This window comes from Microvirga brassicacearum (assembly GCF_008757455.1).
GTDB classification, from domain to species: Bacteria; Pseudomonadota; Alphaproteobacteria; order Rhizobiales; family Beijerinckiaceae; genus Microvirga; species Microvirga brassicacearum.
Genome location: NZ_VCMV01000079.1, coordinates 72,422 through 83,170, shown reverse-complemented (window position 1 = coordinate 83,170; position 10,749 = coordinate 72,422). Strand labels below are relative to the sequence as shown.

Sequence of the window (10,749 nt, the reverse complement as noted above, 5' to 3'; positions counted from 1 at the left end):
GGCATGCATGTGGATGCAGTAGGCACAGCCGTTGATCTGCGAGGCCCGCAGTTTTACTAGCTCCAGTAGGCCGGGCTCCAGGCCGCTGGCCTTCAGGGTCGACTCAAGCGCCATCATGGCCTTGATGCCGTCCGGGGCAGCCTTGAAGAGATTTTCCAGTCGCGGTGTCATCGTCAACTCCATTGTCAGAAAGGTGCACGTTCTGAAGACGAGATAGCAAAGCTGATTGTGACATCTGAGCGGTATTATTCGACCGTCTGACCGGGCCGTGTGGAGTCAACCTCGGCTGTGACCGCGACTTGTTACAATCGCCTCGTCCGCTGGCGGCTGTCGCTATGCCACATCGTCGATACTCTTCGCTGACGGCAAGGTCATAGATATACAACTCTCGCCGGCCCTGCTCGAACATAGCGAGTTCGTAGGCGACGAGCCCTCCAATGACGTCTTCCCCCGCCAGTGCCACGAGAACGACCTTGTGTTCCTTTTTCGAGAAGGCCCTGCAAATCCGCGTCGCTCGGTGGCTCCGCCGTGTACGTCGCGCGGTCGGCGAATGCATCGCCGAATAGTCCGTTCAGCCTGCGACGAAGCGGGATGTCGGCAGGCCTCAGGCGGCGGAGCGTCATGGGCGCTGGACATGACCTGATTGTATCCCCGGAGGAATGACCCTAGTTCGGCAGGCCCTCAATGCGATGTCGCCGCATCTTCTCCCACATGGTCGTGCGGGAGATGCCGAGTGCGCCTGCTGCCTCGACGATCGCGCCGCCGCTCTGCCGGAGCGCGCGCAGGATTTCACGTTTCTCCGCTTCGTCACGGGCGGCCTCGAGTGATCCGACCTTCGGATCCGCGACGGACGGATTTATATGACGGTCGGGGAAGAGATCGCCCGGCATGATCCTTGGCCCGGGTGACAGCGACACCGCGCGCTCGATCCTGTTTCGCAATTCCCGGACGTTGCCCGGCCAGTCATGGGCACGCAGTTCGTCTATCGCGTGACCGCTCAACCCGACAAGTTCCGCGCCGAGGTCGTTAGCAAGCGCCTCCACGAGACGCTCCGCCAGCCATTCGATGTCGTCCGGACGCTCCCGGAGCGGAGGAATGGTTACCGTGAGCACGTTGATCCGGTAGTAAAGATCCTCCCGGAAGCTTCCTGTCTTTATCCGGGCTTGCAAGTCTGCATTGGTGGCGCAAATCAGACGGGCCCGAAAAGCGACCGCGGTCTCGCCCCCGATCCGGTGAAATGAACGGTCCTCGATCAGGCGGAGGAGTTTCGCTTGCAGCTTCAGGTCGAGTTCGCCGATCTCGTCCAGGAACAGGATGCCGTCCTGGGCGCGTTCGGCATAACCGAGATGCCGCGAAGATGCCCCGGTAAAGGCTCCCTTTTCGTGCCCGAACAACTCGCTTTCCATCAGGTCCTTGGGGATCGCGGCGCAATTCACGGCGACGAAGGGAGTCGCCGGATCGCGCACGCCGTGCAGGTAGCGGGCACAGACCTCCTTGCCGACCCCGGTCTCGCCGCTCAGAAGCGCCGGAGCGGAAAGGCGCCCGATCCGCTGGAGGAGCCGCTGGATCTCGTGCATCTGTCGGCTGACGCCGAGGATGGGCGTCGCCCCCTGCTCGACAGGACGCAGCAACTGTTCGACGCGGTCGAGGAATCGCGCGGTCTCGAACGGCTTGGTGATGTAATCCCCGGCGCCGTTACGCATCAGTCGGACCGCTTGGTCGATATCGCCGTGTCCCGTCACGAAAAGGAACGGCGGGCACTCGGGGGTGGCCGACGCAGTCTTGAACACGTCCTCACCCGTGCCGTCGGGCAGCCGGATATCACAGACGACAAGGTCGGGAGCGAAGGCCGCCAGGTTCTCCAAGGCGGTCCGGCAGTCCTGCCACCAGAGCACCTTCGCGCCTTCGAGCGTCAGGCGCTCCATCAACGATTCGCCCATGATCGGATCGTCCTCGATAAGCGCGATCGTTCGTTCCTCAAGCGACATGGGCAAGGCCCTCCTCATCGCCAATCGGAAGGGCGACGCGGATCGTCGTCCCCGTGGGCGATCTCGGATACACGACGATGGTACCTCCACCCTCCTTGATCAGGCGGCGCACCATCCACAAACCCAGGCCGCCCCCGGATCCAACGACCGCGTGATCGTGCTGACCAACCAGCACGTCACGAGCCGAATCCGACAGGCCCGGTCCGGTGTCGCCGACAACGGCGACGAGGCTGCTATTCTCGACGAGCGCCTCGAAAGAAATCTCTCCGCCCGTTGGGGTGGCCTGGCAGGCGTTGAGAAGCAGGTTCAGGAGAACTTGTCGAACCACCGATGGCGACACCCACAGCTCATCGTGGCTCTCGTTCCGCCAACGCACGGTCAGGTTCTTGCGGCGGACCTCCGGCTCGATCAGGAGCTTGAGATCATCGATGTCGGCGCGCTGTAACGAGCGGACGTCGCGGTCGGTTCGATAGGTCACCAGGGTCGTTCGGACGACGTCCCGGATGCCCTTGAGGCCACGGTCGATCAGATCGATGGTGCGCCTGCGGACGTCCGAGCGTTCGCCATGCTCCTTGAGCGTATCAATCGCATTGAAGAGGCCGCCAAGCGGGTTGTTGATCTCGTGCGCCATGCCTGATGCCAGACGACCGAGACTCGCCAGCCGTTCCTCCTCGGCCAGGTGCCGCGACAGGGCTTCCCGATCCCGAACCGCCTCGGCCATCCTGTTGAAGGCCGCGAACAACCCGCGAAATTCCCGAGGAGCGGTTTTGATGAGCGAATCCGCAATCGGCTCGACGGGGGTCTCGGGACTGGCGTTGAGGTGGGATGCAAGCACGCGCACCGGTCGCATCATCCGGCGCACGGTCAGCCAGGCGGTCAGCGCCAGCGCGAACGTCAGCGCCGCATTCGTGCCGATCAGGGTGATCAAGACAGAGCGCCGTTCCGCCAGCAGCGGCGAAATGTCGAACGTGGCATGGACCGACCCGACGATCCGGTCGCCGGAGGACAGGTCGCGCCGGGCGACTGCCTCGCCTTCGGTATCATGGCTCACGATGGCCGGCGCCGTTGCCCGCTCCGCCGAGAAGGAGGATGGCAGCAGCGACCACGTCGGGTGCTCGCGGGGATTAGATGATGCAAGCACCCGGCCGTCGGCGGTCGCAACCACCGTCTCGGTCGGCTTCAGACCGGCGTGGACCTGCCGCGCCCTATCGACGATGTCGAACACTTCCCAGACGTCCTCGCGCACCACGGGAGCCACCAGCGCCGGCGCGAGCCCATCGAGGTAAACCGCCGCGAGGTCGCCGAGGTGCCGCGTCTGCGCTTCCTGCAACCGGGTCAGCACGCGCTCGGATATGAACACGGCAACCGCCGCCATGAACACGATCACGACGGCCGGAATCCTGATCGCGAGTGGAATCCGGACCGCCCTCACCCTGCGGCTCCCTTGACGATCGCGACCTCGGCGGCGATCGCATCGAACAGGCTCGGGTCTTCGATCGAGAACCCATCCAGTCGAAGCATCCGGAGCACCGCCCGACCGTTCTTATCCTCGGCCATCCCGACCAGCGCCGAGCGAAGCTGCTTGGTCCGGGCGTCGTCCGCCGCCGCGGCAGAACAGGCGACGGGAGGAAAGCCCAGAAGTTCCGACTGCTCGACGATGCTAGTCTTGGCGATGAGGCCCGGTTCCGTTTCCCGCATGACCTCGTAGACGTACCCGTCAACGCTGCCGCTCATGGCCAGCCCGGATGCGACGGCCCTGACGACGTTGCGATGACCATAGGTAAAGATCGTTTGGCTGAAAAATCGCTCGGGAGTCAGGTTCCGGCGAGCGAGCGCCGCCGCCGTCACGAGCCAGCCGGAGTTGCTGTCAGGATCCGAGAAGGCGTGAGTGTCGCCCTTCAGATCATCGAGGCCACTGACCCGTCGGTCGCGTTCAGCGATCAAGTAGGAACGATAGAGCGGTTTACCGCGCCAGACGGGTACGCCGACCAGCGCAAGCCTCGGGTGATTTGCCACGAAAGGAAAGCCGCAAATCCAGGCGGCGTCGAGCTGCCCGGAGAGAAGGAGGGCCGTGATTTCCTGATAGGTGCGTCGGGTGATCAGCCGAACGGGGGAGCCTGTCGCATGTTCCAGGTAGGACCGCAGACGGTCGAGAAGCTCGAAGTCCGAGGTGAGAAAAACGGGAGTGAGGCCGAACTTGAGTTCGCCGGACGCGGCCGCAGCCGAACGGCTGCCGGCAACCGCCAGGAGCGCCATAATGCCTGAAACCGCCTCTCGGCGCGAATGGCCGAGACGACACATTGTTTCCTCCCACCGGTCATCCGGAGCGTGTCATTCCATGCATGCTATGCGGTGAGCCATAGAGTGGGCAAGGCGGCTGCTCTACGTGATGGCGTTGATTGCCCTCTTCAATAGACGACACCAGAGGCGCTCGCTCACATGCTCTCGCCAGAACCAGTGGTCAGCTCTCCGGCCGCGAGAGCTGACTCGTACCATCCTCAGGGACGCGGGGCGCCCCTTAACAGGACGCGACTGCTCGAGCAGCTTGAAACGAGGGGAACCGCATTGCCGCCAAGGAGCCTGCCAAGCAGGCCATCAAGGTCATTTGGTAGAGCGAGTGAGTTCCGGCACCTCCCAGATGGCTATTGGTGCAAGGACGAACCGCTTCCGACTGGCTGACCTTTTCCGCCCCATTCAAATCGTGAACTATCTTCGGACTCTCGGCAGACGTAAGCCTTCCCCATATTCCTCGGTTTGCGGAAGAAAAAGCACGCCTCGACGCTCGAAGGCGGCCTGGATGGCTACGACAGCCTGGAGGCTCACCTTCGCGCCCCCAGCCTCAACGCGGGCAACCGTCTTTCCACTCAACCCTGCGGCTTCTCCGACTTCCTCCAGGGTAAGGTCGAGTAGGATTCGGGCGGCCTTGAGGGCTCGTGGGGTGACGTACATGCCGACCACATCGGCAGCGAGGTCGCGACCTTGTCAACAATTGTCCTTTTTACGGCGTTTTACGTCCTTTTTCTCCATTTTTATGTCCATAAAACGGACATCTCACTAGACGGATCTTGCTTGCGGTCGTATACCGCTAAGGATTCGATTCGGTCGGATCCTTGGAAACCTTCAGCCTCGATCAATCCGGTCGGTCGGGAGCAAGCCTCCCCCTGATAGGGATGGGGGCGGAATTGCGGGGATAGGAATGGAACCGATAGTTCTTATTTCATCAAAGGGAGGAGCCGCGCGCACCTCATCTAGCGCCCTTCTCGCTGCTGGCGCACGCGAGATCGGTCTCAGACCACTAATAGTTCAGTTATTACCGAAAGGTCGACCGCCAGCATTGGACGGCGTTGAAGACCTCCCGTTTGATGCGGATCTGATTTTCTACGACGATTTTAGTGCTGCGGCTGATCGGATCCGCTTCCATGCGCAAAATCAGCCAACGAATTGCCCCGTCATTGTTGACACGCCGGCCAAACCGGTCCGGTCAACGCTGGCAATGTTAGCCTTTGTGCAGGCGAAACTTCTCATCCCGATAAGAGATGGAGTCGCTGAGATCGAGCGTGCGGCCCGGGATTACTGCGACATTTGGGATGAGTTCTGTCTATCCCTCGAACGTGGTCAAGACGGAGTCCTGCCGACCCATTCTGTGCGATTCCTCCCGGTTGGTTGGTCGCCAAACATTCAAATAGAAGACTTCGCAGCGATGTTAAGCCGACGGGGGGTCGCTTTTGATGGGATGCGACCTCTTCCTATCGTCCAAGGAATCCCGAATTTGGATCCAATGAGTTTGTTGATGACCGGTCGTGGGGAACGGTTCCAGTTGACACCGAGGGAACGTGAGGCGGCCAAAAATCTTGCTCGATCGGTACTAAGCCACATAGCCTTCGGATGAGATGGACTCCGGCCGAACCGATGACGGCGACAAAAATCTAATCCACCCGAGCCGATCCTGTTCGCAGGTCCGAACCCCTAACGTTTCGCTGTTCGCGAGACCAAAGAGTTTGTGGACCAGTTAATCCGCCCTTATGAGGATGAAATGATCTTTGTTACTGATGGTCATCCGCTTGATCGAATCAGAGTCGCACAAGAGATTGATCGCCTCTTGCGACTGGCGGCTGATCTTGGGGCAATCCGAGAAGGAACTGGCCCGTCGGATGCCGATCTGAGCGACGCCCCGATCCTCGACAACTGGGCGCGGACGATCCGACCGACCCTGTGCCTCAATGGCGATGTGTCCGGACATCCTTTATTGCGTGGAACCTCCCGCAACATCATCTCTTCGGACCTTTGGGTGCTTGCGGAGCAACAAGGCTGGGCCAGAACGCTCTCGCGTTGGTATCGTCTTGGACGACAGCGGAATCTGTTGGACTGTCGTCCTGATGAGCAGGGCGCGTAGATGACTTCCAAACGCTCACTCGACGACTCTGCCCGTCGCGCAGAACTGCAAAAAAAGTATTTCGATCGCCGAAGGAAGGCCGCACTTGCGGGCATGCACCTACCCACCGAGCACGAACTTCTAATGGGGATGCCATTCTTCACTGACGATCTCCAGCACGATATCCGCGCCTTTGCGGAGAGATTGGTGCCCCGGCTGCGGCAGAAGGCTGACAACATTGCCGTGGCGGCCGTGGTCTATCATCTGGAGCAACTGACCGTTGGTGCAGAAGCGGACGAGATCCGGAACGTTGCGAATGCGCTCGCCGGCGCGTGGGGATCCCTGCCCGCCACGAAGCGATCCTGGCAGCAGCGCTGCCGCATTTATCTGGCACACCTTGGGGACCATGGGGCGGCCTTGGATCTTGCCCGCGATGCTTTAATAATGGCAGCCTCGATAGAAGGGTTAGACGACTCGACAGAACAGTCTGTCGAGATGCTGCGAGTGGCGCTGGGCTGGCTTTCGTTTGCAGCATGCGATGTCGCATTCCTCTATCTGGGTAAAGAGCGGAACCTTCACCCCAAAGGAGCGCGCCCGACTTTCGCGGGACAGAGCGGGGACGCCTTGGTCCACTTGATCGAGCAGGCGACGAGGCGTTCGGGACAAGCGGCGCAGAAAGCAGCAGAAGAACAGCAAAGAAATCTCGACTCCGAGAAGACGAAGAGTGGCCAGTTTCAATGCGGTTCGCGACTAGCTGATTGCGATGGCGCGCCCGCAGCCGTGGTGTTCAGGCAGGTCGGCAATGACCAGACCGACGGTGGAAAGAAGGTCGCGAAAGAACTGAAAGACCTTCTTGGAAAGCCGTTACCCCTCGTCAAAAAACCCGATCTCGCGGACGTCCGGCAAACCTTGCGTTGGGAATTCCCTTATGCCGAGGAGACGATCGATCGCCTCCTTTTAAACGCAGCGCAGAGGAAGCATGCACAACTCGAGCCCACCATCCTCGTCGGAGCTCAAGGGTGCGGGAAGTCCCGTTTTGCTCGCCGTTTCTTGACGCTCCTCAATGTACCCCACGATATCATCCCGTGCGGCGGAGTTTCTGATGCTCGTCTGGCGGGAACTCCGCGCGGCTGGTCCTCAGGAGAGCCATCCCTGCCGGTAGCACTCATCACGCGGTACAAGCTCGCGGGCCCGGGCGCCGTTCTCGACGAAATCGAAAAGGCGGGAACATCCCATCACAATGGTAATCTTCATGCCGCGCTGCTGGCGATGCTGGAGAGGGAAACGGCGTGTCAGTTCTTTGATCCATACGTCGAGGCCGGCTGCGATATCTCTTACGTGACTTGGCTCATGACGGCCAACAGCTTGGCAGGGCTCTCAGCGCCGTTTCGAGATCGCTGTCAAATTGTGCAGTTCCCAATACCACGATCACAGGACCTGCCCGTTCTTAGTCGCCAGATCATTGCAGATATCTTAGAGAACCAGGGGTTCGATCGTCGCTGGGTCACGCCTCTCGATGATTCAGAGATGGATGCGATCTTGCAGGTGTGGACCGGCGGGTCACTGCGTCAACTCAGCCGAATGATCGAAGGCGTTCTGTCTTCCCGGAAGTCGCACTGATGGTCGCAACCCGCAGCCTCACTGGCCACGGCGTGACAAAAGCTTCTCGCGGCTGCTAGGACCGTACACATCTTACCAGCTCAAGAAGGAGTCAGAGCAGCAGTCTTCATCGGCAGTAGCATTTGTAACCGCCTAGGCTACGCTACCCTATAGATCGTTTCGTCCGGAAGCCGATCTTCTCTCGTGAAGGGGCGAACGTCACATTGGTACGGGACGGTCAAACAGTGTCTGTGGACGGGCCTTACGACGATTGCCCATTCGTCGTGCAGGAGGCCACCCGTCTGTTCGCGTCCGAACATGGTCACGCCGTGATCGGGAGCTGGATCGTCGGGGACGAGCCCTGCGGGATCGGAATTCGTGAGGATGCCTCTGCAATTACCATGGACATGTCCAGGTTCATTCCTCACGTCATTCTGGGATGACAGACTTCACAGTCAGGAAAGCCGCCGGTTCCGCCGGCGGATTTGACCTGTCCTCCGCGACAGTGCTTCCGCTCACGGTTCGAACTGAGTGATACCCGCTGCCAAGGATCCGAATGCGATCCGTGCCCGCTCGGGGCAGGTCACGAGAGCGACGATCGGCCGGAATTTCGAAATGGATAAGCGCCCCGGCTCTTCACCGGGGCGCTCCAGAGTGTATTGGGTGCCGGTTTAGCACCTGGGCAAGTGCCTCGCCTTAGATGAGGAGGTCGCCCGCGCTCGCAATCTTTTTCTGGAGTCCTGCGAGATAGTCGGACACGGCCTCAGCCGCAACGGGATCGACGCTCGCCTCGTGCGGCGTTGCAAGACAGGTTTGCAACTCGCCCAACACATCTGCGATGGCGTCTGCTTGTTGCGGGAGAAGTGCATCGGCATCGAGGTCGGTCGTACCTGCTTTCTTATCGAAAACGAGCGTGTCGAGATCAGCCAACCAGGAGGCCAGTCGATGCCCTAAATCGGGAGAGCCATCCCTAGGCGCAGTTAGACCCGTCCCGGCCGTATCGCCGTCGACATCGGCATCGCCTTCCTCGGCGCCAGCGGCAACGTCAGAGGTCGTGCCGACGACCCTCAACGGAAGTCACATCGTCCGTAGCAGGCTCTTCCGCAACGGTTGTCTCGGTCGTCTCAATTGTTGTCGCAGCTTCTGCGTCGGCCACCGTTGCGACATTTGTTTGATCGTCGACAACAGACCCCGAGGTCTCCGTCGTTGCGGTCACCGAATTCGTAGCATCGGCGTCGGTGTGGTCGACTGTCACAGGCTCGGCGTCATTGTCGAGGGCCGTTGCAGGGTCGGAGACCGTCTCATCGGATGTCGAGACGAGTAGGTCAGCATGCGAAACGACCGTTGGCTCCGATCTCTCGATTGTCTCGTCCGAAGTCGTCACGGTTTCGGTAACATCGGTGGTCGGCTCAGTCACATCGGTCAGGTCGGTGCCTTCCACCGATGCGGCCGAGTTGAGCGAATTATCTGTTTCAGTAGACTCGGAAGACGTGACGTCCACATTCCCGTCCAGAGCAGTTTCCGTGCTCTCCGATCGAGAAACTTCAATATTCCAATGCCCTTCTTCGTTATCAAAACTAATTGGCGAGTTCAAATCGAGCAGATCGTATGTAATACCATTGATTGTAACAGAGGCGTCGAAGTTGAAGTTCGATACGCTGTTCGTCTTATAAGCCATTTATTCCTCATATTTCTATTTAGAAAAGTGGTCTTTACTCACTGAGCGAGCGATGCGAACCAAACTTATTAATTGGGCGAGAAAACGACCTTCAACGTAGCTTGCGCTCTTCATTGTCTGTGCGGGTCTGGTACTGCGGAGTGACTTGTGGGATCGTGTCGGCCGATTCGAGAAACCGCCAGCTATGCCGACCCGTCGAGTGGTCGGGATCGACATGAGCGTGCTCCGCTTCGCCAACAACGTCGACGAGATCAGCAAGAGCCACGGCATTCGGCGGTCTTTGCTACCGAATGCACGGTTGCTGGACATACGTCACGCCCAAGCAGACCGTAAAGAACGCCCGCACCTTCTCGATTTTGATGCCTTCAACGACAGCCGGATCCTCGACGCCCCAGTGCGCCGTCACCGGTTGGCCGCATCTAGGGAAGGATTTCTTTCCCGCCGCCGCCGCCTTCGTATGGGGTTCGGCATTACCGCCAATTTCGTCAAAATGCCCCGGATCACCATAACACGTGCAAGTGCGAAGAAACCTTGCTGGCGGTCAGCCGGGAATCCTTCATTCCAATAGTTTAAAGGATTCAGTCCTTTGCCGAAGCCATTTAATTGCTCAAGAGCGCCGAGGTTTACTTATCATTAGAACTACACCAAGCATCGTCACGGCGCTAACGAGTCCTTGTGTTCCATACAGATCAAACCACCTCAAAAGGTTCGTAATTTGTTCCATCGTATAGGCATTTTTATACTGCTCAATCATCGATAAAACGCCTTGACTTCTAGGGTAAACTTTCATTCTAATCACCGCAGCGGTACAATATGGCCTTGAGGACGAAAGCATGAGCGATATAAGCGAATATAGTTCCAGCACGATGCATTGCGTTTCGGCCCGGACCAAGCAGGGCGTTTGACTGATCAACCACCCTCTTCGTGTAAGCCAACAGCGCTCGCAAGGAGCTCCGCCCGCCCGTCTCATTTCGTGGAATCTCTTCACAACGAATATCAGACTCGTCGGCGCAGTAGAGCCTAGTCGAAACCAAGCCGCCGGCTTTTCTATAGGCCGAAGATCCCTGCGGCTTGAATTTTCCGAGGGTCGATCATTCGACGCTTAATCGTGC

General features: G+C 59.4%; 12 protein-coding genes and 1 pseudogene. 4 read left to right on the top strand and 9 right to left on the bottom strand.

The features are described from left to right. The 6 genes from FEZ63_RS24505 to FEZ63_RS26355 form a co-directional block, all read right to left on the bottom strand. Positions 1-171, bottom strand: a 171-nt coding sequence (locus FEZ63_RS24505; RefSeq protein WP_150950014.1) for a carboxymuconolactone decarboxylase family protein, incomplete at its 3' end; no start/stop codon positions are given. Then, the gene (locus tag FEZ63_RS26360) at positions 104-556 is read right to left on the bottom strand and encodes a GNAT family N-acetyltransferase (RefSeq protein WP_201274282.1); all 453 of its coding nucleotides are present in this window, start codon (positions 554-556) and stop codon (positions 104-106) included. The genes FEZ63_RS24505 and FEZ63_RS26360, both read right to left, overlap by 68 nt. Before the next feature lie 109 nt (positions 557-665). Then, a complete protein-coding gene (locus FEZ63_RS24495) occupies positions 666-1,988 on the bottom strand; it encodes a sigma-54-dependent transcriptional regulator (RefSeq protein ID WP_150950012.1) in 1,323 nt (440 codons plus the stop codon). Next, positions 1,978-3,420: a sensor histidine kinase gene (locus FEZ63_RS24490; protein ID WP_244622978.1), complete on the bottom strand. Its 1,443-nt coding sequence runs from the start codon at positions 3,418-3,420 to the stop codon at positions 1,978-1,980. Before FEZ63_RS24490 ends, FEZ63_RS24495 begins: the two co-directional genes overlap by 11 nt. Further along, positions 3,417-4,289, bottom strand: a complete 873-nt coding sequence (locus FEZ63_RS24485) for a substrate-binding domain-containing protein (protein ID WP_150950011.1) — start codon at positions 4,287-4,289, stop codon at positions 3,417-3,419. Before FEZ63_RS24485 ends, FEZ63_RS24490 begins: the two co-directional genes overlap by 4 nt. Before the next feature lie 405 nt (positions 4,290-4,694). Continuing rightward, positions 4,695-4,937, bottom strand: coding sequence for a helix-turn-helix domain-containing protein (locus tag FEZ63_RS26355; RefSeq protein WP_150950009.1), 243 nt, complete (start codon positions 4,935-4,937; stop codon positions 4,695-4,697). A gap of 247 nt (positions 4,938-5,184) precedes the next feature. Between FEZ63_RS26355 and FEZ63_RS24475 the strand changes: the two genes are divergently transcribed. The 4 genes from FEZ63_RS24475 (at position 5,185) to FEZ63_RS26350 (ending at position 8,402) form a co-directional block, all read left to right on the top strand. Continuing rightward, positions 5,185-5,877, top strand: coding sequence for a P-loop NTPase family protein (locus FEZ63_RS24475; protein ID WP_150950007.1), 693 nt, complete (start codon positions 5,185-5,187; stop codon positions 5,875-5,877). Between the two features lie 111 nt (positions 5,878-5,988). Then, complete coding sequence (locus FEZ63_RS24470; RefSeq protein ID WP_150950005.1) at positions 5,989-6,381, top strand: DUF6634 family protein; 393 nt, start codon at positions 5,989-5,991, stop codon at positions 6,379-6,381. After that, the gene (locus FEZ63_RS24465; protein ID WP_150950003.1) at positions 6,382-7,980 is read left to right on the top strand and encodes a P-loop NTPase family protein; all 1,599 of its coding nucleotides are present in this window, start codon (positions 6,382-6,384) and stop codon (positions 7,978-7,980) included. 149 nt (positions 7,981-8,129) lie between these two features. Beyond that, positions 8,130-8,402 carry a glutathionylspermidine synthase family protein gene (locus FEZ63_RS26350; RefSeq protein ID WP_150950028.1) on the top strand — a complete coding sequence of 91 codons (273 nt, stop codon included), beginning with the start codon at positions 8,130-8,132 and terminating at the stop codon, positions 8,400-8,402. A gap of 253 nt (positions 8,403-8,655) precedes the next feature. Here the strand turns inward: FEZ63_RS26350 and FEZ63_RS24455 are convergent, their stop codons facing one another. From FEZ63_RS24455 to FEZ63_RS26105, 3 genes and pseudogenes are all read right to left on the bottom strand, one after another. Continuing rightward, positions 8,656-9,030, bottom strand: a complete 375-nt coding sequence (locus tag FEZ63_RS24455) for a hypothetical protein (RefSeq protein ID WP_150950001.1) — start codon at positions 9,028-9,030, stop codon at positions 8,656-8,658. Then, complete coding sequence (locus FEZ63_RS24450) at positions 9,005-9,637, bottom strand: hypothetical protein (RefSeq protein ID WP_150949999.1); 633 nt, start codon at positions 9,635-9,637, stop codon at positions 9,005-9,007. Before FEZ63_RS24450 ends, FEZ63_RS24455 begins: the two co-directional genes overlap by 26 nt. Positions 9,638-9,971: 334 nt before the next feature. Beyond that, positions 9,972-10,082 (bottom strand): annotated as a pseudogene (locus tag FEZ63_RS26105) (arsenate reductase ArsC); the annotation flags it as partial. Positions 10,083-10,749: the final 667 nt, after the last annotated feature.